Annotated in this window: 20 protein-coding genes; 8 read left to right on the top strand and 12 right to left on the bottom strand. The window is 43.3% G+C overall.

Going from position 1 to position 23,361, the window contains the following annotated elements:
• Positions 1 to 253: 253 nt before the first annotated feature.
• Positions 254 to 601 (top strand): hypothetical protein, encoded by a 348-nt coding sequence (locus AC0YN7_RS11645; RefSeq protein WP_475810165.1) that lies wholly within the window; start codon positions 254 to 256, stop codon positions 599 to 601.
• Positions 602 to 742: 141 nt separating this feature from the next.
• On the opposite strand, the gene AC0YN7_RS11640 is transcribed toward AC0YN7_RS11645, so the two are convergent.
• Positions 743 to 1,108, bottom strand: a complete 366-nt coding sequence (locus tag AC0YN7_RS11640; protein WP_475810164.1) for an ArsR/SmtB family transcription factor — start codon at positions 1,106 to 1,108, stop codon at positions 743 to 745.
• 182 nt (positions 1,109 to 1,290) lie between these two features.
• Between AC0YN7_RS11640 and AC0YN7_RS11635 the strand changes: the two genes are divergently transcribed.
• Positions 1,291 to 2,367, top strand: a complete 1,077-nt coding sequence (locus AC0YN7_RS11635) for a copper resistance D family protein (protein WP_475810163.1) — start codon at positions 1,291 to 1,293, stop codon at positions 2,365 to 2,367.
• Between the two features lie 183 nt (positions 2,368 to 2,550).
• Positions 2,551 to 4,671 (top strand): heavy metal translocating P-type ATPase, encoded by a 2,121-nt coding sequence (locus AC0YN7_RS11630; RefSeq protein ID WP_475810162.1) that lies wholly within the window; start codon positions 2,551 to 2,553, stop codon positions 4,669 to 4,671.
• A 104-nt stretch (positions 4,672 to 4,775) separates the two neighbouring features.
• Here the strand turns inward: AC0YN7_RS11630 and AC0YN7_RS11625 are convergent, their stop codons facing one another.
• The 5 genes from AC0YN7_RS11625 to AC0YN7_RS11605 all read right to left on the bottom strand — a co-directional run bounded on the left by AC0YN7_RS11625 (position 4,776) and on the right by AC0YN7_RS11605 (position 10,271).
• Positions 4,776 to 5,399, bottom strand: a complete 624-nt coding sequence (locus AC0YN7_RS11625) for a nitrite reductase (RefSeq protein ID WP_475810161.1) — start codon at positions 5,397 to 5,399, stop codon at positions 4,776 to 4,778.
• 46 nt (positions 5,400 to 5,445) lie between these two features.
• Positions 5,446 to 5,646, bottom strand: coding sequence for a cation transporter (locus AC0YN7_RS11620; protein WP_475810160.1), 201 nt, complete (start codon positions 5,644 to 5,646; stop codon positions 5,446 to 5,448).
• 57 nt (positions 5,647 to 5,703) lie between these two features.
• Positions 5,704 to 8,139, bottom strand: a complete 2,436-nt coding sequence (locus AC0YN7_RS11615; RefSeq protein WP_475810159.1) for a heavy metal translocating P-type ATPase — start codon at positions 8,137 to 8,139, stop codon at positions 5,704 to 5,706.
• A gap of 208 nt (positions 8,140 to 8,347) precedes the next feature.
• Positions 8,348 to 8,677 carry a metal-sensitive transcriptional regulator gene (locus AC0YN7_RS11610; protein WP_475810158.1) on the bottom strand — a complete coding sequence of 110 codons (330 nt, stop codon included), beginning with the start codon at positions 8,675 to 8,677 and terminating at the stop codon, positions 8,348 to 8,350.
• A gap of 85 nt (positions 8,678 to 8,762) precedes the next feature.
• Positions 8,763 to 10,271: a sulfatase family protein gene (locus AC0YN7_RS11605; RefSeq protein WP_475810157.1), complete on the bottom strand. Its 1,509-nt coding sequence runs from the start codon at positions 10,269 to 10,271 to the stop codon at positions 8,763 to 8,765.
• Between the two features lie 120 nt (positions 10,272 to 10,391).
• Between AC0YN7_RS11605 and AC0YN7_RS11600 the strand changes: the two genes are divergently transcribed.
• Genes AC0YN7_RS11600 through AC0YN7_RS11590 form a run of 3 tightly spaced genes read left to right on the top strand, consistent with a single transcriptional unit; the run spans position 10,392 to position 13,038 of the window.
• Positions 10,392 to 11,258 (top strand): AraC family transcriptional regulator, encoded by an 867-nt coding sequence (locus tag AC0YN7_RS11600; RefSeq protein WP_475810156.1) that lies wholly within the window; start codon positions 10,392 to 10,394, stop codon positions 11,256 to 11,258.
• Positions 11,258 to 11,950: a response regulator transcription factor gene (locus AC0YN7_RS11595; protein WP_475810155.1), complete on the top strand. Its 693-nt coding sequence runs from the start codon at positions 11,258 to 11,260 to the stop codon at positions 11,948 to 11,950. The genes AC0YN7_RS11600 and AC0YN7_RS11595 overlap by 1 nt, the downstream gene beginning before the upstream one ends.
• Positions 11,947 to 13,038 carry a sensor histidine kinase gene (locus AC0YN7_RS11590; RefSeq protein ID WP_475810154.1) on the top strand — a complete coding sequence of 364 codons (1,092 nt, stop codon included), beginning with the start codon at positions 11,947 to 11,949 and terminating at the stop codon, positions 13,036 to 13,038. The genes AC0YN7_RS11595 and AC0YN7_RS11590 overlap by 4 nt, the downstream gene beginning before the upstream one ends.
• A gap of 1,410 nt (positions 13,039 to 14,448) precedes the next feature.
• On the opposite strand, the gene AC0YN7_RS11585 is transcribed toward AC0YN7_RS11590, so the two are convergent.
• The 5 genes from AC0YN7_RS11585 to AC0YN7_RS11565 form a co-directional block, all read right to left on the bottom strand.
• Positions 14,449 to 15,744: a cell wall-binding repeat-containing protein gene (locus AC0YN7_RS11585; protein ID WP_475810153.1), complete on the bottom strand. Its 1,296-nt coding sequence runs from the start codon at positions 15,742 to 15,744 to the stop codon at positions 14,449 to 14,451.
• Between the two features lie 167 nt (positions 15,745 to 15,911).
• Positions 15,912 to 16,094: a twin-arginine translocase TatA/TatE family subunit gene (locus tag AC0YN7_RS11580; RefSeq protein ID WP_475810152.1), complete on the bottom strand. Its 183-nt coding sequence runs from the start codon at positions 16,092 to 16,094 to the stop codon at positions 15,912 to 15,914.
• A 16-nt stretch (positions 16,095 to 16,110) separates the two neighbouring features.
• Positions 16,111 to 17,310, bottom strand: coding sequence for a ZIP family metal transporter (locus AC0YN7_RS11575; protein WP_475810151.1), 1,200 nt, complete (start codon positions 17,308 to 17,310; stop codon positions 16,111 to 16,113).
• A 17-nt stretch (positions 17,311 to 17,327) separates the two neighbouring features.
• Positions 17,328 to 18,371 carry a multicopper oxidase domain-containing protein gene (locus AC0YN7_RS11570; protein ID WP_475810150.1) on the bottom strand — a complete coding sequence of 348 codons (1,044 nt, stop codon included), beginning with the start codon at positions 18,369 to 18,371 and terminating at the stop codon, positions 17,328 to 17,330.
• Positions 18,372 to 19,161: 790 nt separating this feature from the next.
• Positions 19,162 to 20,034: a helix-turn-helix domain-containing protein gene (locus AC0YN7_RS11565; protein ID WP_475810149.1), complete on the bottom strand. Its 873-nt coding sequence runs from the start codon at positions 20,032 to 20,034 to the stop codon at positions 19,162 to 19,164.
• A gap of 137 nt (positions 20,035 to 20,171) precedes the next feature.
• Here AC0YN7_RS11565 and AC0YN7_RS11560 point away from each other — a divergent pair, with 137 nt between their 5' ends.
• Positions 20,172 to 20,993, top strand: a complete 822-nt coding sequence (locus tag AC0YN7_RS11560; RefSeq protein WP_475810148.1) for a phytanoyl-CoA dioxygenase family protein — start codon at positions 20,172 to 20,174, stop codon at positions 20,991 to 20,993.
• Positions 20,994 to 21,261: 268 nt separating this feature from the next.
• On the opposite strand, the gene AC0YN7_RS11555 is transcribed toward AC0YN7_RS11560, so the two are convergent.
• Positions 21,262 to 22,023, bottom strand: coding sequence for a LysR family transcriptional regulator (locus AC0YN7_RS11555; RefSeq protein ID WP_475810147.1), 762 nt, complete (start codon positions 22,021 to 22,023; stop codon positions 21,262 to 21,264).
• Between the two features lie 139 nt (positions 22,024 to 22,162).
• Here AC0YN7_RS11555 and AC0YN7_RS11550 point away from each other — a divergent pair, with 139 nt between their 5' ends.
• Entirely contained in the window at positions 22,163 to 23,353 is a 1,191-nt protein-coding gene (locus AC0YN7_RS11550) for an acetyl-CoA C-acetyltransferase (RefSeq protein ID WP_475810146.1), read from the top strand.
• The last annotated feature ends 8 nt before the right edge of the window (positions 23,354 to 23,361 follow it).

The following is a 23,361-nucleotide window of genomic DNA, read 5'->3' as shown; positions in this document are numbered from 1 at the left end:
CGAGTTGAAGAAATATGCCCCGGTATTTGCTTTCTCAAATGCGGATAACTCAGTAATAGCACATGACTTACAAATAACGCATCATATTCCTCGCAACTCCTGATACTGCAGTTTTACCGTGCATTTTTACTAAAACTTAATGGTAAATAACCCTTTATTTGTGTTGTAATTGATATAAATATGAACTAAAATAACATGATCAGAAAATTTTATACGTCAATAGAATGGGTATGCGGAGGGGATTTCTAATAACATGAGCAGTCACATTAGAATATGTAAGGTATCAGCTGAATTGGAAAAAGGGGAGTTCGACATTAAGGTTAGTCATTGGAAGCTGCTCATCGAGACAAATCGATATTATGAAATTAAACCAGAAAATGGTCCCGTTAAAAGGATATATAAAGAGAAGTTAAATACCGTTGTTGAAGAATCGAAGTCCTATTCTAATGGCTTTCTCTCTTGTTCAGCATTTTGTAATGAAGACCACATTAATGACATGAAAATGATGATTGTACAAAAGCTGCAATTAAAAATAAGCGACTATATGAATGAACTCCAATTAAACCAAAAAGCTATTGACCAGAAGTGTCTACTCTTATGATTAACCCATAATTAACCCCATTAATCTTAAAAAATTTACGAATAGAAAAAGCGCCCTTAGGCGCTTCTCCAATTCTTCCATTTCACTGCCATCATCCCCGCTAGATTCAACTGCCCGAAACCAGATACAGCTTCGTGAGTTTTAAGCGTGCTCCAAATGTTTTAGAGTCTGAATAAAAATCTCTTTTACATGATCATCATCTATTGAATAATAAACGGTCTTACCTTCTTTGCGGCGCTTGACCATTCTTACGTTTCGCAAATAACGGAGCTGATGAGATACTGCAGACTGAGCCATGTTTAACACAACGCAAAGATCATGAACACATAATTCATTATTGAGCAAAGCATGTATCATTTTCACTCTTGTAGGATCGCCTAGAGCTTTAAATAATTCAGCCAAATCGTCGGCCATTTGTTCTTGCAGCCTTTCTTGCTTCAAAACATCAAGATTTACTTCGGTACCTACACATGTATCATCGCATTGCTCTTCCACTACTCGATCCATCTCTCCTTGTCACCCCTTTTTGTTCGTATTTTCCATTATATCAGAAAGATTACGTATAAGGCAGTCCTGGTATTTAATGTATCACGAAATACCGAACAATTGTCATATGAGCATACATTCAACTGTTTTCTTTTATGGTATAATTCCCCTTGGATCTCACCATAGTAATGGAGTTGGTTGATATGTACATCTACTTCTTTGAAACACTGCTTTATTTATCCTTTGCGTTTACTGGTGGTTATATATTACTCCAGTTCATTCCTGATCACTCTAAACCAGTCATGAAATCTCCCTTTATTTTATTTCAATTTGCTATTTTAGGAATTCCAGTATTCTCGTTTTTATCTATTTTAAGAACAACCTTTATTCTGCGTGATTTTGCCCAAGATATGCCTTTCTTTCAACTTTTACTTATCGTATTAAAGGATTACTCCTACGGGAACGCATGGATTTGGAACCTTATCATCTGTACTGGCATGTATATAATAACAGTGATTTGCGATCTTCATCAAAAATGGACGAAATGGGTACTTAGCGTCATTTGGTTATGCAGTATTGTGGCTCATGGATGGGCTAGCCACCCGGCCGGTTTCTCTGTGCCATGGGGGGTCCTCTCCCAATCCATACATGTTGCAGCTGTATCCATCTGGTTAGGAACGCTCATTTTGGTTGCGTGGTTTACCAAAGGCGCTTTGAATTGGAAGGCTTTTATCCGTTGGTTTACCCCTCTATCGATTAGCAGTATTGCGTTTATCATTGCGGCTGGATTAGTTATGATGACTCTACTTGTTGATGGTTATATCAATTCATGGGGAATTAATTACGGAGAAGCTCTACTTCTAAAGCATCTCGTATTTCTACCACTCCTCCTGCTCGGCTTTATGAATGGTTTCCTAACAAAGTTGACCGACAATGGTACAAATGATCGAAAGTTGCAGTGGTGGCTTCGCATGGAAACATTCATTGCCCTTTCTGTCCTTATAATAACAGCCTATATGGGTGTACAGGAGCCTCCACATGAAGACGAATTTGAGCAACCATCCCCTTCATTATTATTTAATTTCCTACATGGAAATGTGCAGGACTTAACTCTTCAATGGAGCTGGAATAGCTCTTCTCTAATCCTCATACTAACGGGACTTACGGCTCTTGCTATGCTGTCACCAAGCTATAAAAAAGATAGACACGACTTATTTGCTGCTTTTGCGATTATAGCAGTTTTACTTCCATTCCTTGGTTTGCTCTTAGCTGTCAATTAAGCGTCAACCGCTGTCGCCGTCCTTACTGCAAAAGCGTTCGTTACGCAGAGATATGTAAGATGAAACAGATCAGTTGTTTTCATGTTTTTATGCCTAAATGGAGAGAATACGTTTGACATAAATGATGGAATCGCATACCATATGAACAAGTGCTCATATAATGATTTGGAAGAAGGTTGTCTTATGAATGAATATCGAATAAAGGGACTTTCTTGCGGTGGCTGTGCCCTCAGAATTGAGGAAGAAATTCAAAAATTAGAACATGGCGAAGACGCTAAGCTTAGCTATAACTCTGGAAAATTAACGGTTAATCCACAAATCTCAATGACTGACGTGAGGAAAATTTTGAAGTCAGATCACGCATACATTGAGAAAAGCTCCGAAACAAATATTGAGCACGACCACAGTGACCACGATCATGAAGGACATGATCACAGTCATACAGAAGGTAATGCGAAGATGCTGAAAATGCTCCTTACATCTGGCGTTATTTATGCGGCCGCCTTACTGCTAGACGGTGTTCTCGACAAGCAAGCTGTTATTCTTTTATACATTATTGCTACAGTTATCAGCGGCTACACTACATTTTTCCGTGGACTCAAAAACTTAATCCAATTAAAATTTAATATCGACACATTAATGACCATCGCGTTAGTGGGAGCCGTATCCATTGGAGAATGGAAAGAAGCTACTCTCGTTGCGATATTGTTTGGACTTAATGAACTGCTCGAAGGTTATGGTATGGAAAAGGCTCGACGCTCCATGGAGGCATTATTTCAAGTCGCCCCAAAGGAAGCTTTAAAGATGGAGAACGGTCAGGAAGTCATTGTTCCGATTTCTTCCCTTCAAGTAGGCGATTTAGTTAAGATAAAGCCTGGCGAAAAAATCCCTTCGGACGGTATTGTCTCCGATGGAAAGAGCTCTGTGAATGAGGCTGCCATTACGGGAGAATCGCTTCCGGTTGAGAAGGAATTAGGGGAACCCGTTTACGGCGGAAGCATTAATAATGAAGGGCTGCTTCTTGTTCAGATCAATAAAGCCTACAAAGATTCTTCTTTGGCAAAGATCCTTCATCTCGTTCAAGAAGCACAAGAAACGAAAACACCAACTGAACTTTTTATTAATAAATTCGCCAAATATTATACGCCGCTCATTATGATAGTTGCAGCTCTTGTCATGCTTGTTCCTCCGCTGCTCCTTCAAGGAGATTGGATGACATGGCTCTATCAAGGATTATCCGTATTAATTGTTGGTTGCCCATGCGCATTAATTCTTTCTTCACCCATTGCCATTGTTTCGGGTATAACTAGAAACGCGCGAAACGGTGTTCTCGTCAAAGGTGGCGTGTTCCTAGAGCAGCTTGGAAAAATCGAGATTCTTGCCTTTGACAAAACAGGTACGTTGACTAAAGGTGAGCCTCATGTGGCACAATTTGAAGCCTATGACGATGAACGATTCTTCCAAGTCGCAGGTGCAATCGAAAAGTCCTCTGCCCACCCACTGGCTAAAGCTATTATGAATGAAATAGATAGAAGAAACATTGCTGTACCTGAACCTGATGAAATTCAAACGGTTTCGGGCCGAGGTATTAAAGCGAAGGTTAATGGTCAACATTACTGGCTTGGAAATGAAAAAAGCGTCGAGCACCTTGTCATCCCTAATTCCATTCAAAGCCGTATTGAGAAATTAAAAGATGAAGGCCTTACCCTTGTTCTGGTAGCAGATGAGCAGCAAATACTTGGCATGTTCGGAATTGCAGACGAAATTCGTGAAGAGAGCCGGACTGTTATTGAGTCCTTACACAAGCTAGGCATTAAAAGAACCGTTATGCTGACAGGTGATCATCAGAAGACAGCTGAGAAAGTCGCTTCAGCCGTCGGCGTATCCGAATTTTACGGAAATCTGCTTCCGGAAGACAAAGTAAAACGAATTAAAGAACTGTCTGCCACTTATCATGTGGCCATGATTGGTGATGGCATTAATGATGCTCCCGCTCTCGCGTCTGCGCAGCTCGGCATTGCGATGGGCAAAGGAACAGATAGCGCTATCGAGACAGCGGATATCGTCCTCATGCAGGATCACTTAGGCAAGCTTCCAGAAGCCGTTTCGATAGCCAAAAAGGTTAATCGCACTATTCGTTTCAACATTATCGTCTCACTTGGACTGAAAGTAATCGCGCTATTGCTTACCATTCCCGGCTGGCTCACTCTCTGGATTGCGATTCTTTCCGATATGGGAGCTACCATATTTGTTACACTGGTCAGTTTGACTATATTAATTGATAGAAAAAAGCGATTGAGTTAAACCAGTCATAACGATAAAACACTAAAAAGCCGAGCTGATCAGGAACTATTTCCTGAATCGCGCTCGGCTTTTCTTGGTTCTTTGGAGGGATTTGTAGGCAATGCTTATGCAACAGCAATGGCTTCCCTAAGTTTTTCAATGGTCATTCGTTCAATGAATTTGCTATACTTCTCTTTCTTCTTTCCCTGCTCCTGATAGACTTCTATCAATCGAGTAACGATCAGAAGAAGCTGCTCTTCTGAAACGTCAGACATAAAGAGCACTGCCAGCCTCGCTTTCAAGCCTTTTGTTTCCCCGCCGACATAGATATCATAGCCATTTCGCATTTTAACGACTGCAATCTCCTTAAGCAAGGGTTCACTTGTCCCAAGCGCACATCCTGCATATCCGATCTTTAATGGACTTGGCACCGCCTGACCAGAAATCGCTTCGTCCAGAACCTTCGCGATTTCAAGTCCGGCATCCTCGGCACCTTTGCAGAAGTTGCAGGTGATTAAGCTTTTGGTGAAAAATCCAGATGGGTGAATTTGCAGGCCGACATCTTTGAGTGCTAATTTTACATCCTCTAAGCGCTCTTCATCCATCTCCACGTAAAGCTGCTTAAATGTCGTCATTTCGATTTGGGCATTCGCACCAACGATAGAGCCTAGAACTGCCAGCTGCTCGGGTTTAAACAAGGTACCTCCTACCTCAAATCCAGGGGTAACAGCAAATTTCAATAAGGCCATTTTCAAGCACTCTCCCCTTTATTATTCCCGCTTCTTCCTTTGGGACTTAAACCATGTCATATCCTTGCTCTTCGATAGCTTCCTTGATCGTCTCAAGCGTCAGCTTATTCTCATCGTAATCAATGGCAACCGATCCGCTTGCCAAGTCCACTTTCGCGCTAGCCCCCAGCGTTTTCATTGCCCCTTCAATGGAATTGACACAGTGTCCACAAGACATACCTTCTACTTTTAATGTTACGTTAGTCATGATTCATTTCTCCTTTTTTAGTTAGGTTATTTATGATGTTAATTATAGATCGGCCGGTTATACTTTCATCCGTTGAAGTCGGAGCGCATTCAGTACCACGGATACGGAACTCAGTGCCATCGCAGCTCCCGCAACCCAAGGAGCTAATAGCCCTATTGCTGCAATCGGGATACCTAATGTGTTGTAACCAAGTGCCCAGAACAGATTTTGCCGGATATTATTCATCGTCTTGCGACTCATGTAAATCGCGTCCGGTATGCTGTTCAAATCGCCGCGCATCAAGGTCACATCCGCCGCCTCCATCGCCACATCCGTTCCCGTACCAATAGCCATTCCAATATCCGCCATCGCTAGTGCCGGTGCATCATTAATGCCATCACCAACCATAGCTACTTTCTTACCTTGTGCTTGCAGCTTCTTCACTTCCTCGGCTTTGCCTTCTGGAAGGACTTCGGCTCGGACATGCTCAATGCCTACTTGTTTGGCTATAGCCATAGCAGTACGTTCGTTGTCACCTGTGATCATAATAACCTCGATGCCCATTTGCTTCAGCCTTGTTACCGCTTCTTTTGACGTTTCTTTGATGGTGTCGGCTACTGCAACCAATCCCGCATATTCGCCGTCAATTGCAATCAACATTGCCGTCTTTCCATCCTGCTCTAGCTTAGTCATACCCTCTAGAGCATGCTCAACTTGCACATTGAATTTTGCCATCAGCTTACGTGTACCAGCTAAAACCTCTTTACCATCGACGACGGCACGGATCCCAAAACCCGGAATGGCCTCAAACTCTTCTGTAGCTGGGAGTTCAATGCCTTTCATCGTAATACCTGATACGATTGCTTCTGCGAGCGGATGCTCGGAGTCCTTCTCCGCCGCTCCAACCAGACGAAGGAAAGATTGCTCATCCCTATCTTTTTCGATCCTTACATCCGTAAGGACTGGCTTACCGTTGGTGACTGTACCTGTTTTATCAAGAATAATCGTATTTATTTTATGTGTGGATTCCAGATGCTCGCCGCCTTTAAACAATACGCCGAACTCTGCCGCACGGCCCGATCCTGCCATTATAGATGTTGGTGTTGCAAGTCCAAGCGCACATGGGCAGGCAATAACTAGAATGGCTATCGCAATTTCCAAGGCATGTGCGAAGTCGCCGGGGGTAACCAAGAAATACCAGACTAAGAAAGCAACAACTGCAATTCCAACGACAATTGGAACGAAAATGCCTGAAATAACGTCAGCCACCCGCTGTATCGGTGCTTTGGAGCCTTGCGCCTCTTCAACAACCTTAATAATTTGAGCAAGCGCCGTTTCCTTGCCTACTTTAGTCGCCTTTACTTTCAATCTGCCGTTTTTATTAATCGTAGCACCAATTACATGGTCTCCAGCTTTCTTCTCTACAGGAATACTCTCTCCGGTCAGCATCGATTCATCTACAGCCGATGTCCCTTCGAGAACTTCTCCATCAACTGGAACTTTCTCTCCCGGTTTAACAACGACAACATCTCCGGCAAGTACTTCTTCAACTAAAATGGTCATTTCCTGTCCATCGCGGATAACTAGAGCTGTCTTAGCCTGTAAGCCCATCAATGTTTTGATCGCTTCTGACGTGCGGCCTTTAGCCAACGACTCAAACAATTTACCGAGAATAACTAACGTAATTAATACTGCGCTCGTTTCGTAGTACATCGCTGGACCATGGTGAATATTTCCGCCATTTGACGCCCAATCGACTGTTAAATACAGACTATAGAAATAGGCTGCAGAAGTTCCAAGCGAGACGAGCACATCCATATTAGCGCTTTTGTTGCGCAGTGCCTTATATGCCCCAACATAGAACTGCTTGCCGATGTAAAATTGAACAGGTGTCGCGAGAGCTAACTGGAACCAAGGATTCATGAATAATTCCGGCATCCAGATCCATGATAAGAAGGAGAAGTGACTGACCATTGACCAAAGCAGCGGCAGGGAAAGGAGCGTTGAAATCAACAGCTTACGTTTTTGCTGTTTTAGAGCCTTCTCTCTATGCTCGGAAGGATCTCCTTCCTCCTGTTTTGGAATGGCTTTGTAGCCTAATTTATCTACTCGTTGTTGAATATCGGCTATCGATACTTCTGACTTGTTATATTCAACCCGGGCCGTCTCCATTGCAAAGTTAACAGCAGCGTTAGTGACACCAGGCATTTTGTTCAATGTCTTTTCAATCTTAACGGCACAAGCTGCACAGAACATGCCGACAAGCTCCAAGTCAGCTACTTCCTTCGCCACACTATAACCGAGCTTTTGGACACTTTGTTCCATTTGTGCAACATTGATTTTTTTAGGATCGTACGTTACCGTAGCCCGCTCCATCGCAAAGTTTACATTTGCACCTGTTACGCCTTCAAGCTTATTCAACCCTTTTTCAATGCGATTTGCACAAGCCGCACACGTCATGCCCGTTATTTCCAAAGACGTTTGCTCCGTCGCTAACTTGTTAGTTTCCATCATAGACACCTCATTTTCTTTGTTATCTATAATTCCTTTAACTACTTTTTATTAATCCTAGGCTATTGTAAAAGCAATATTGCTTCGTCCGTTAAACATAGTATACCCCCCTACAGTATATTGTGTCAACATATTTATATACCCCACTACCCTATGTTAAACGCCGTAAAAAAAAGGATTCTTTCGAATCCCTCCTTAATAACTGAATCCATTATTTCATTAGTTTGTTAATGGTCTTCAACAGTTCGTCGATCACTTCATGCTCGCCATCTTGGATGCGTTCGATCATACAGCTCTTCATATGATGCTCCAGAAGCAGCTTTCCTACGCCATTTAATGCGGATTGAACCGACGATATCTGATTCAAAACGTCATCACAATACGTATCCTTTTCAATTAATCCCTTAATACCGCGAATTTGACCCTCAATCCGGTTGAGCCTATTTATCATATTATTTTTTGTTTTATCGGAATGGTGACTTTTTCGCCCGTCGGTACCACATGCTTCATGTGTTGTGGATTCGTGAATGTGCTCCTCCATATGATCACTCCCTCTTATCTCCACTTCACTATAGCCCCCGCCCCTATAAAAATCAAGTAGTTGCTATCTGTAGACCTCCGCCGAATTAAGCTCCCCAAATACGAGGCATTGGCATCGGTTCTTTACCGAGCTCAGCCCAAGCATATTTGAGCAGCAGCTCCGATTTGAGCGAGAGATGCGCTGGATCATCCCACAGATTGTTGAGCTCCTGCGGATCGTTCTCCAGATCGAAGATTTCACCGTAGGTTTGATTATAATACAAGGTAAGCTTGTAACGTTGATTCACGTATGTTTTCAGATGAATGGTCGTTGGTTCATGACGGAATTCGCAAATCGCATGATCGCGAGCGCTCTCTTTTTTGCCAAGCCAAACATCACTCTGATCTACACCCGTCATAACAGCTGGTACCTCTATACCACAAAAACTAAGGAACGTCGGAGCTAGATCAACGAGTGATTGAATGGCTGGCGACTGCTTATCTTCAGGCACATGACCTGGATAACGTACGATAAATGGCAGCTTGATCAAGTCTTCGTAATGGAATCCTCCCTTGAATTGCAAGCCATGCTGACCGAAAAAGTGACCATGATCGGTTGTGAAAACGATGATTGTATCATTCGCAAGATCGAGCTCATCTAGCTTATCCAGAATTTTACCAATGTATTTGTCCATCAGTGAGATCATTCCGTAGTAAGTAGCTACTTGCTGTTTATTTTCTACTTCGGACTGCAGATGGGAGTGGTAACCGTGAATACCCATGCCCGTTTCCTTAAGGTGGCTGAAATCAGGTTTTTCCTCTTGTGTCATGCCAAAATGAGGCGGGTTCCGATCATGCTCTCCAGGGGTTAGGCTAGGAATCGTTAATTGGTCAGGATCGTACATGGTGTCCCAAGGCTCCGGCACGAGATAGTCGGGATGAGGATCAAAAAAGCTCGACCATAGGAAAAACGGCTCATCTTCCTCCTTGTACTGCTCAAGCAAGGCATTCGTTCGCTCTGCAATCCATGTATCATAATGATATTCTTCAGGAATGGGCCATCTGTGCTTAATGGAAGGATCCATCGTACCCGTTGGCGCTAGGAAGTAATCCCTCCAGTTTGTACAGCCCTTCTCTTCCATCCAAAGGGCATAATGCTGGCCAACATGTGCCTCATTTGCATGGTTACGGGTAAGCTCGATATGATCGAATCCATAAAAGGGTCCATGGAACGTCTGCCAAAACTCTAAATCTTGCAGCGTTGGGTAAGCTTCCAGTGACGGATATTTCTCTGTGCCTTTCAGTGGCTGAAAATGAGCTTTACCAATTAATGCAGTTTTGTAACCTTCTGCTGCAAAATCTTCAGCTACCGTTCTGCGATCCTCCAACAGCTTAGTCCCTAATGTCCAAGCGCCGTGCTGGCTCGGGTGCATTCCCGTAATAATAGAGGCACGCGTTGGTGTACAGGTTGGGTTCGGACAGTAAGCACGCGAAAATGTGGTTCCTTCCTTCACTAGTCGATCGAGATTTGGCGTTTGAAGCTCACTGTTGAACGCACCGATTGTATTCCAATGCTGCTGATCGCTGGTGATTAACAAAATGTTTGGACGACTCAAATGAACAGCTCCCTTTTCAAATTATAATCGTGCTACTAGTCCTATATGTAGAAGCTTATATTGTCGTCACCTGTATGAAAATGCCATAATGTATTTAGCAAAATGTTAGGTGGAATGCTTATGCAGGAGTTTGCAGTAGAGTTCGCGGATGTATGGCACCATATGCCATCAAAATATGAAAGAGCCGGAGGATTCTGGCTAGTGCGGGCGGGACGTAATGTAGCAAAGCCGCATTATCATGTAGGTCCAAAACAAATTGACAGCTTTGGCTTTCATTTTATTTTGAGTGGTCGAATAAGGTTAATCGGAGATAACGAGGAAATTGAATTAGAGTCAAATGACTTATTTTGTTTATTTCCTAATGTCTCTTATGAATATCAATCCTGTTCCGATGAAGCATTGCGGATGATTTGGCTCACAATGGAAGGTCCTCAAATGAGGGAACTTATGAAGATGCTGGGGTTAACTGTTCTTAAACCTTTTCGGATTGCTGTGATGGACGATACGATCCGGCAAATTTTACAGGAAGTTGAACATGTCATTTGGGATGACGGACAGAAAAAACTGCGAAAGCTGTCTCTAATGTCCACCGTTTACCGCTTGATGGAGAAGCTTGAATCTGATCATGATGACAAAGTGGTTCTAACAACTAAGACTAGTGAGGATTGGGTCGATAAGGCTGTACGTTTTCTTCAAATGCACTACACGGAATCATTACGTATTGAAGTTTTAGCAAGCATGTTTGGTGTTCACCGTTCGTATTTTTCATATATTTTCACACAAAAGGTTGGCACTTCGCCTCAACAATATTTACAGAAGCTTAGGCTCGATCGTGCGAAACAGCTGTTAAGCGATCATACGCTACAGATTGGGGAAATCGCCTTATCGATCGGATATCCCGATCTTTATATGTTCTCACGGGCATTCAAGAAGCAAGTGGGCTGCTCACCAAGTGACTATCGTATTAGCTATTTAGGAGGTCGGTAATGAAAACAATACTAGTAGTTGATGATGAAGCAAAAATTCGCGATGTCTTGGTATCCTATCTCATAAATGCGGGGTTTAGTGTTTTGGAAGCCTCGACAGGCAGTGATGCCTTGCTCCTATTACACAACCAAAAGATCGACTTAGTCATTCTTGATCTCATGCTTCCAGATAGGAGTGGAGAAAGTATTTGTGAAAGCATTCGAAAAACGAGTTCCGTTCCCATCCTGATGCTCACCGCAAAAGTCTCAGAAAATAACCGTATACACGGACTATCAATCGGAGCTGATGATTATTTATCAAAACCGTTTGATCCTCGTGAAGTAGTTGCTAGAGTGCGCGCTATCCTTCGCCGTGCTGACGATAGTCAAATGCTTGCCGATCGCTTATCTTTTAACAATGATCAGCTTGTTATTGACTCACTTAGACATACGGTATTCCGTAATGTTGAAGCCGTCAGTTTGACACCCAATGAATATAAGCTGCTCATCGCTCTGGCCAAATACCCCCAAAGACATTTTACGCGTGAGGAGTTGGTCGATAAGGTACTGGGCTATGAGTTTGATGGCGATATTCGAACGATTGACCAGCATATTAAAAACATACGCTACAAAATCGAAGAGGATCCGAAAAAACCTCTCTACATCATGACCATCTATGGCGCCGGTTACCGCTTTGCAGGTGGCGACAAATGAACAAGCAATTACATAGTCGACTCGCTTTATTTATTATTGCTATCGCGGCAGGGATTTTGGTCATCTCCACCATCAGTATTTTAATCAGCACACACTATCATTTCTCTATGTATCAGGATCAGGCTATGAGCTTAAACCATGATTTTCAGAGCTTCAGCTCACACTTAGAGCAAGCTCTTGTTCAATCGGTATTATGGACATTTACTGCTTCTATCATTTTGGCCGCCTTTATTGGTGTGTATATCGCTAAGCAAATTTCAAAACCGCTTGTAAGTATGAAGCGAGTAGCCGAACGTATGACCAACGGTCAATTACAAGCCAGGGCCCAAGTCAAAGGTCAAGATGAGCTTGCTGACTTAGGCAATTCCTTAAATAAACTTGCTGAGCAGCTGCATAAACAAGAACAGCTAAGAGTAACGATGACCGAGGACATCGCTCACGAGCTTCGGACACCGCTTGCTACTTTGAAAAGTCATATGCGAGCTTTTATGGATGGGATATGGGAACCAACGCCTGAGCGCATTTATTCCTGTTACGAAGAAATAGAACGTCTGACTGGTATGGTAGCCGAATTGGAGGAGCTCACTCTAATGGAGTCGCCAGAATTTAAATTAGAGCGAAAAGATACCGATTTGCATGCTACTATAAAAACCGGAATCGAATTAGTTTCTGCAGCCTACCTTGAGAAAAATGTTGCACTATCCTTTCGTTGTCAACCGAGCATTAAGCTTTATGTAGACCATAATCGAATGCTGCAGATTTTAGTCAATCTACTTAGCAATGCCCTTAAATTCACATCGACAGGTAGCGGTAGCGTGCAGGTTGAAGTGATTTCTAAAGAAGATCATGTCCTTATCCTTATTAAGGATAACGGAGTAGGTTTGGACGAAGCGGATTTACCCTATATATTTGAACGTTTTTACAGAAGTGATAAGTCACGTAATCGAAAAACCGGCGGCAGCGGCTTGGGGCTAGCCATCGTCAAGAAACTAGTAGAAGCACACGGCGGAGAGGTTTGGGCCGAAAGTATGGAAGGTACGACCGTTTATATCCGATTGCCTCATGAAGAAACGACTTCGTCTTCCTAGTCTAAGGATAGAAGGTTTCTTGTGAAAATATGGGCAATAGAGGGGATATACAATGCTAACATTAGACTAGTTGATGATAGTATTGAAGGATATGGTTAAGGTGGTGATTATGTGTCTAGTTTTCTTTGTAAATGTGGAGCAACTCTATCTAATCGTAAGATACCTAATGCTGATGAGCTTATTGTCTATACCAGTCATGAATGGGACGATCTTATGAAACTTGATTTAATTGATGAAATTTTTGATCCTCAGAATCAATATTGGCATTGTAAATCGTGTGACAGAATATTGGTTTATGATGGTCAAAACCTAATAAAGAGTTACTTGGCTGAGTAAGTTAGATATCGCAATATTGTTAAATACTAACAAAACGTAGACTCGCAGGATCGTAGTAATTAATTCCCTTGTGGTTCTTTTTAGGAGGTAATGTTCGAATTGACATAAAGAGAGGCGATATTAAGCTCGTAATCGTTGGTGTGATGATATATTTTCTTTCTATTTTTCTTGTTCCGTTAATCCTTGTGTATATATTGGTTTTATTTATGGACAATGTACCATTTATCTTACTTCAGCACGAGGAATCGATATCAATAATTATTTCAATTATGATTTTGTTTTTTCTTGGATTTCTTATTTCGCGAAAAGATGCGGCACATGTAGAGAATGTTGTTCTAGTTGGAGTCGTTATTTTGATTTTTAGTTTACTTGGATTGTTTCTTACATTTACAGTTAACGATTTAATTCATGACATTTTCATTATACCTGTAATGCTATTTGGACATTTTCTTAACAAATTGATTTCTGGTATAAAAAGAAATTGATATTTTTTCCACAAGGAGTGAGACAATTCCATGTGGCTTCTTTTTTGTTTTCTAATGTATATCGATTGCAGAAATCACAACTAAAGTTACACTTTGCTCAACTTAGAAGGGAAATGAAATGCTCGCATCTAAACTGAGGATAACAGCAGGCTAACCTAAGACTGTATTTTATACAATCAACTCCACTTTAAAAACGTTATATTTGTCTCAGACTGTATTTCATACAGGCTAATTGCCCGTTTTGCTGATAAAGAGCCTCTAGCTACCTATTTGACTGTATCTTTTCCATTCAAACACATTGAAACATGGAATTTAAGCTGTTAGAATGTACAATATCCATTCTAAATGCCTATCTATCCCATATCCTGCGTTGAAAGTAAGTGTAAGTGGATGCCTTGTCCCGTCCGCATGGGGTTAGATGTAATCAATCACTGACTTTGGGAATAAGCACAAGTTACAGATAAAAATCCAGTCTCCTTTAAACGGAAACTGGATTTTTGTATACCTGCAAGTTCAAATGCAAGTGCTAGAGCTAGTATATACTCAAGTTCAAACCCCAGCTCAAACCCAAACTCACGCTCACCTAAAACTAATGCTTCATCCCATCCATATCTGAATCTCCGGAGGATTCTTCTGGACTAGTGGTCCCCTCTGGACTATCCGACTGACCTTTATCACTGGTCCCGTGATTTGCTCCGTGTCCTTCACCTGATTCTGATACGATTTCCAGCATGCTGTCTATCTCGGACTGAGCCTTCGCTGTGAAGCTGCCTGCATCACCCGTCAACCAAGCATGGTTGTAAGGACCCTCTGCGGGCGATAATTTATATTTCGGCTGGATTGACATCAAATAAGTCATGACCGAAGATGGCATTCTCTCCTTATTAGACCATATTAGCGGTGCATGCTTACCTAAATGCGAGAAAGGGGCTGCCGCTATAGCCAAAGGAATCGAATCCTTATTCACCAATGACACATTATGTCCAGGAGTGGTTATCCCCCATCCAAACTGATTAGTTTCGTCTTTATATTTTGCAAAAGCAATCGCATTTTCATAAGCATCTCTTCCGGAAATCCGTTCCACTTTCCCATAAGATGCTAACTGCTTCTCCACAGCCTCTGACACGACTGACTCTGGTCCAAGCAAATAAATAGCAGCATTCCCATTCCGCTTTTCTAACGCTTCTGCCGTTTCTTTTGGCACCTCATCCTTCTTTACATAAAGCAAAGGTTCAGGCATATGAGCGATCCAATTGACTGCAGGCATTGTAAATTCCGCTGAATCCATTGATCCTACTATTACAGATTGTGGTAAGCTTCCTGCCACTTTCTCATAGTAAGCATCAATTTGTTTCGCATAATCGGCTGGGTTATCCCCTTGAATGCGATCCGTTTTGAAGCCTAATTTACTAATTTGCTCCTCCACTTGTTTATCCAAGTCTCCAACTAATATAACTTGAATGCCTTGATTTTCTTTCGGACCTGTAGGCTTCAAACGTTTAAGTTCATTGAGCGTAACCTCAGGCACCTCATCTTTATTAGTAAATAAGACAGGTCCGTTGTTTGGAAAATGAACTAAATCTGCGCTTACTGCTGCGACCTGCCAATCACTTGGATCTACGATAACTACCCCGCCCGGTCGATCAAATTCACTCGTCGCTGGCCAAAGTGTTTTTGAAACTAACGTCGCAGCTGCAAAAGGATCCGAGCTATTGATACGTGTCGTATTCTTTGTAGCAATCCACGGCGCGCTTACGCCCTGCCCGATTGATGAAGTCTCCGAATTTCTAGCATCAGATCCTTTAGGCGAGTTTTGATTGAAGCAACCTGTTAACAAGCCTGCCACAGCAACTGAAATCAATCCTATTTTTACTATTTGTTTCATTTAATTTCCTCCATACTTGATAATCATAAATTTGTGTAGCTTACTTTCAGCTTACAACATAAATATGTAGAAGCTGTGTAGACACTAATCAAGGTATCGGAAATTACAAAATAAGAAATAAAAAAAGCCGTTAGAAGGATTCTAACGACTTTTTGTTTCTATTATTTTTATTGTTCCTTCGAATGAGCTTGCTTTTCATCCTCATCAATTAATCCTTTTGCTCCTCTTCTAAACTCGGACAATGTCGTCCCAATGGCTTTACCTAACTGAGGTAATTTTGACGGTCCGAAAAGCAGCAATCCCAAAATAACTAACAACACAAATCCTGCTACACCAATATTCATCGGCATGCTCATCTCCCCTATTCTAAAAATTAACTAATAGAGCCGTTACATACATTAATAGAATTCCGAGCACTATACCTGAGAAATTAAGCCAAGATACGGAGGGGGCTCCGAGAGCCTTCGCATCTCTTAGAATCATTTTAGATATGACATAGATGACCTGGATAATTGCACCGGCACCTATGCCGAAGAACAATGCCGCCAACGTTTGGTTAAACACGAATCCACCGATCCATGTTCCAATGATAGCTGGTGCTCCGCCCAAAACAGCAAGAGCTAAAAAAGTCTTAATGGATGGCTTTGCTTTCAGTAATGGCGCGGCAATTCCGATACCTTCTGTAATATTATGCAGCGTGAATCCAATTATGAGAAATGTACCAAGTGCTGCCTCGCCCGCGGCAAATGCTGCACCGATAGCGAGACCTTCTCCGAGGTTATGAAGGCCGATTCCGCCTGCTATTTTGAACGATACCCTCTTGCCATTATCCTCTTCACTTATAACCTTCTTCGACTTTGTTTGATCGATTGCAAGTAGAAATAAGAAGCTGAGCAGCGCTCCGAACCAAACGAGACCCGATCCTTGGAAGACGCCAGGTGCCTCCGCTCCAAGCTCCAGCCCTTCTTGGATAGTATCAACTGCAAGGAAGAAAAGCAGCCCAACTGTAAATGCCATAACCGCTTGAATTCCTTTTGAAGAGAATCGGCGCATGAAGGGATACCACAGCAACCCCAGTCCAACTGGAACCACTCCTACATAAAAGCCAATTAATGAATATTGTAAAAATCGATTCGTATCAGCAGCAGGTGTTTTCATTGCAGCAGGTACATCGCCTACAAAAATTAGTCCATTAGTGGTTATCAGCTTAATTTCATGAGGATCCCCTTCCACCCATGGATAAGGAATATAAATCGTAGAGCTGCCAAATCGTTCAATGGTTGGACTAGGTGAATAAGTAGCATTCCAAAAAGAGCCATCCACCACTACTTGGGCAACGGTCAGCTCCTTCGGTCCAGAATTGAGAATGCGAACCTCGAATCCATCGTCTGTTAAAACAATCCGTTCAATATTCAGCACTTCTATCGGAGCAGCTTGCTGCTCCTCTACGCCTGTACCCCAAGTAGCGATAATAGAAATCATGCCTGCCAGCAGCAACAGCGGCAGTATTCCCAGTAACCAAGCAACCGATTTGTTCGACTTTCTATTTACAGTTTCAGTTTGCACATCATACCCTCCTCTTGTTATCCGACTTCAAAGAACCCCATCCAGCCGAGCTCTGTAAACTCACTCTGATGAGCGTGGAACATATATCGTCCAGGTTCAGGAAACGTTACTTCAATGATGCCTCTCTCTCCTTGGCATTGCATAATCGTATCCGTATATTGCGGCCTTGCATCCGGATCGGCTCCGGTCGCATAGTAATGAAAGAAATTGGCGTGCAGATGAAACGAGTTAATGGGGTCAAATTCCGTTAAATTGCTTAAATAGATACGAACCAGCTCTCCTGTTTTCACCTTTATCGGTCTGGATTGGTAAGCAAACGCGTAACCATTTACGGTATATACCTCGTTCTCGCCATCTAAATCCAAATCAAAGCCATTCATCACCATACTTAACTCTTTTGCCGGTTTCCTTGGCTTCTTAGGGTCAATAATGAAGTGACCGTAGAGTCCTTTATGAATATGTCTAGCTAATGGAGGAACATGACAGTGATAAGGCTGCAGGCCTGCTGGCTTTGCAACGAATTCATATACAAATTCTCCTCCTGTCGGAACAGGTTCCAATCCATCCATATGTGTAGGATGAATGCCATGAAAATGAATGGAATGAGGGTGTGCCGAACCATTCCCGAACTTTATTCGCACGATATCTCCCTCTGTACAACGTAAAGTTGGTCCAGGAATCGTACCGTTAAATGTCCAACCTGGAAACTTGATACCTTTCGCTATTTCAACCTCCTCATCCCATGCTTGAATATCGTATTCCCTAATGGTTCTACCATCTGAAGACGTACTTACAACCCCGTAATCGAAATTTGTTAATGCCTTAACAGCCGCTTCCAGCCCCGGCGTTGAGTCAGTGCCCGGGTCGTAACCATGTGCCATCCCGTGATTCATCTGATCTTTGAGTTTATGATGCATTTCATCCTTCCCCATGGCATTTGCAGACTTTCCGAATAATGCTCCTGTGTTTAAAAAACTACTACCCAGCACACCCAATAGGCCAGCTGCTCCAACTTTAAGTATGCTTCTCCTTGAAATCTGTCGATTTGGATCAAGTGCCATTAACCATTCACCTCCGTGTTGATATAAGGAAATTATTTTGCCCTAACGCAAAATAATTAATAAAAAATTTTAATTTTACTTAATGACACAAAGTTTACTTAGGGAAACATTTTACTTGATTAGAATATATGATAACGCGTGGGCTTTGTAAAGTGTTTTTTTAACTGCTTGTCTGAGTATATCGTTTGGCTAGTTACTGCTGTCATCTCGACTCTAATATCTGTTGTCATCCCTGTTTTCATCTCTGTTGTCATCTCTGACGGCTATATTCTTATTGCGCTACTGGTCGGTTAGTCGAGTTAATAGAATAAAACATCCGCCAGGCTTATTTTTATTACACCCTCATCCCGCGTAGTTTCAATATTTACAACTAAATGAGGTCGCAACAGCGGGAATCATCAGCTAGTTTCAGAGAATGAACTTAAATGCTGGGTTAGCTCGAACAGTACCCTTTTCCCATGAATTAGATTCAGATTCTGAAACTAAATCGCCTCTTCTCCCACAAAGACACTCATTAGTTTCACAATGTGAAACTAATTTAACATCGCCTCCAAACCGCCGGATGATAAGTACATTCATGGCGATATCACAGGCAAAGTTTTTAATAACCTCCTCCACCCTTCAGCCAAATGGACAACAATTCGTAGTATATTTCCAATAATTTTGCAGCCAAGAACAAATAAACCTGCTAGGATGACACCCCGGCAAGCTTAATGAAGTCTTTTTATAATAAAGGCGGTCCTCCTCGGCGGAGCGGAGAAGATTCTTTGGACTAATAGCTACTCGTTTGCTAGTGCGGCGTCTCCCGGTTCCCCTGTTGTCGGAATGCGCTGGGATTTAGTCCCGTTTCTTTTTTGAACTGATGACTAAAATAATGGACGTTGTTGTAATTCAATTTGCCCGCAATGACATCAAGAGTTTCCCCGCCGAGCAGAAGCTGCTTGGCCCGTTTGATTTTCTCCAAAATCATATACTGCTTAGGTGTTCTCCCCGTCTCCTCCCTGAACAGCTTCGTGAAATGAGTAGGATGGTACCCGCATAAAGAAGCAAGGTGCTCCACCGTCCAATCCTGTTCAGGGTTATCACGCATAAGCGTTAATGAGGGTTCAATCTTGCCTAACTTCGAAGACGATCGATCCGTAAGATGACGGACGAGAATCGAGATAAGCTCCATCAATAAGGCTCTTAGCATAAAAGGGTAGCCAGGCTTCTCCCATTGATATTCTCTGGCAATACGCCATAACACCTGCTCCATCTCTGGAGCCTCAAACCAGTGAGGGATCGTGATCGTACCATACGAAGGAACCTCCAGCTCATATTCGTCCGTCTTGCGGGTGATATCCTGCATTGTGCAGTTCTTTATCTGATAAGCCGGGTGGATGGGCTCCGGGGACACATGAGTCCATTGAAAATGAACGCTATAAAAGGTTATGGCCGTTAATGCAGATAAATGATGCGGGCAGTCGGCCCCATAGAACACGCATTGTCCAGGCGATATCCGATAACGCTCCTGATTAATGAGAAGCTCGGCCTCCCCATCGATTACATAAAAAAACTGACAATCCGGAATCGTTCTTGGCCCCCAGAATACATCAGCTTCAACAGTATCACGTCTGGCAAAATTAATGACTGGTGACAAGGCGAGCATGGAGCCTAAATTCAAGATCGATCACTCCTTGAGTCAGCAATAGGGGAAAAGTGTAAAAGCTTCATAGGTTCGTTGAAATACAGACCGACTGTCATTTCGTATACTAAATATATCACTCAGATTGAATCTAGATCAATGGAGGGGTATGGCCTATGCTTCATGGAGCGCAGATAGAAGAATTTGAACGGAATGGATTTCTGAAGGGGGATATCGTGCTTAGCGATAGTGAGGTTGAATTGTTACGTGAAGAGCTGGATTTGGTCATGGAAGGAAAATCAGTGAGACCCCCCGTGTTGAATCGCAATATGAATGAACAATCAGATTCTCCATATGACGGGATGAAGATGGTCGCGAATGACAAGGTTGTACAGATTGTAAACATATGGATGGCAAGCGATGCTTTCTTGCAGCATGCGCATAATCAAAGGATTTGCGAAGAGATCGCTCAGCTGTGTCAGACCGATACGCTTCGCATCTGGCATGATCAGATTCAATACAAGCCGCCGATCACTGGCGGACCGACAGCTTGGCATCAGGATCATCCATTATGGCCGATCATTCAACCGGCAGATCTAATCAGCGCATGGGTAGCATTAGATGATGCAACCATCGAGAACGGCTGCATGTGGATGGTACCCGGAAGTCATAAGTGGGGTAACCATCAGAAATATTTGTCGGCCGATGACTCATTCATGCCGATTCACCGCCAACCCGACCAACTCCCCCCAGGTGCAGAGGTAATGGCGGTTCCGTTCGAGATCAAGAAGGGTCAGGTGGGATACCACCACTCTTTAACCTGGCACGGCAGCCCGCATAACCGTTCGGAGAAGAAACGACGTGCGATTGCCGTGCATTACATGCCTGGCCATACCCGCTACGTACCGGATAAACATCACCCTATGCTGCAATATGTTGATATTAAGCCCGGTGAAATATTAACGGGCGAGCATTTCCCGCTTGTTTATCAGCGATAATAGAAATAAGAACCAAAAAACCTCTGGAGTTTTCTTTTCTTCAGAGGTTTTTAAGCATCAAATAGCCCCCACCTATACTTTTTGAATACTCTTGTCATAATTATGATTTTACCTTGCATAAACAATTTTTGGAAATAGACATATCTATCCCAACTTCCACTGCTTCATAAATTGAATCCAACCTCTGGTGGCATGCGATAAGTAATGATTCTTGCTCCAAATCGCGGCGAGATCCCAACGAATTGGAGGGATCGTCTCTGGAATCACGCTAACCAACTTCGAATCGATCTTCCTTGACACAGTATCTGGAAGAAACGACGATTCCCAGCCCCGCTCCGACCATTTCCCCGATAAAGTCCCATTGCGAGCTTTCATAGGAAATGACTGGCTCGAATCCCTCCTGTATACAAGCCTCCCTAACTCGATCATAGAGAGAAAAACCCTCCTTGAATAAAATAAACGACTCCTCTCTCAAGTCTGACAAATGGACGGCTATTTTCTCTGCTAAGTTGTGATTCGAATTCACGATTAACGAGAGCTGACGCTCGGCAAGAGGAAACACCTCGAATTCTTCCTCGTCTACAGGTAAGACGACAACCCCCAGATCAAGTTTGGCTTCCCGCACCAATTGCTCCACGATTTTGCCGCCCTCTTCAATCAATCGAAGCTGAACGCCCGGATACTCACCGCGAAAGTCCGCGATCATCTTTGGGAAGAAACTCGAGCCAATGACGGGAGGCAGACCTAACGATAGTGTTCCTCTCTTCAATAACCTTCCTTCATTTAAGGACGACTGGAGATCTCGAGACATCGCTATCGTTGCTGCCGCGTATTTTAGAACGACCTCTCCATCATCCGTTAATTGCAGATTTCGGGTCGTACGATTGAACAGTACAACTCCTAGCTCTTCCTCCAGATTTTTAATGCCTTTACTTAACGAAGGCTGTGAAATATGAAGCGAGAGTGCCGCTTTCGAGAAACTATGCTGTTTGGCAATTTCAGCGAGAAAACGCAGCTGTTGAAATTCCATTTACTCACCCCTCCAATATATTCTTAATTGGAATAAATAGTATTCATTATCTGTATTTTACACATAAATGTCGATCCCGTACAATTTTATAAAAGGAAGATTTTTGGCACTATTCAATTCATTAGGGAGTGAACCGCACATGAGTGAAAATGAAGTCGTCATCGTAAGCGCAGCCCGAACGCCAATCGGAAAATTCAACGGTATATTCAAAGATGTCTCTGCCGTTCAGCTAGGAGCTGCTGCCATACAAGCGGTTATCGAGCGTGCGGGCATTACCGCCTCTCTCGTGCAAGAAGTACTCATGGGCAACGTCCTGCAAGCCGGACTTGGTCAGAATCCAGCACGGCAGGCCTCGATTCAAGCCGGTTTATCCGTGGATGTCCCCGCTACAACGGTGAATCAAGTATGCGGCTCTGGGCTTATGGCGCTTCAAATCGCCTACCGATCCATTCAAAGCGGTGAGTGCGACATCCTCGTCGCGGGCGGAATGGAAAATATGAGTCAATCCCCCTATCTACTCCAAGGAGCGCGTTCGGGTTACGTCATGGGCGACCGAACACTTCAGGATAGTATGATTAAGGATGGATTATGGTGTGCGCAGAACGATTATCATATGGGACTCACTGCGGAGAATTTATGTGAAAAGTACAATCTTACGCGCGAACAGCTGGATCAATTTGCGTTAGGCAGCCAGAGAAAAGCCGCCGAAGCCGTCGCCCAAGGAAATTTTAAGGATGAAATCGTCGCCGTGAACGTACCAGCTCGCAAAGGAACGGTTATTCGTGCCGATCAAGACGAGTATTTGCGTCCAGACACGACGATGGAGGGGCTCGCCAATCTAAGGCCAGCATTCAAGCCAGACGGAAAAGTTACAGCGGGTAACTCATCCGGCATCAATGACGGCGCCGCGGCTTTATTAGTAATGAGCAGGTCGCTTGCACAATCGCATGGCATCCGTCCTCTGGCCGTCATACGTTCCTGCTCCGTAATCGGCGTAGATCCTGCTTATATGGGAATCGGTCCAATTCCAGCCACTGAAAAAGCGCTGAAGAAAGCTGGCTTGACCATGTCCGACATCGATTTAATTGAAGCAAACGAAGCTTTTGCCTCCCAGGCGCTCCCGTTCTCCCAGCATTTTGAACTGGACGACCGCAAGCTTAACGTCAACGGCGGCGCAATCGCCCTAGGACATCCGATCGGAGCAAGCGGGGCTAGAGTGATGGTCTCTCTACTATACGAGATGCAGCGTCGGGATTCACGGTATGGCCTGGCAACACTATGCATCGGCGGCGGACAAGGGATCGCTGTCATCGTGGAAAGCTGCGAATAAGCAAGAAA

This window comes from Paenibacillus sp. J31R122 (assembly GCF_056269185.1).
This window is presented reverse-complemented; position numbering and strand designations above follow the sequence as displayed.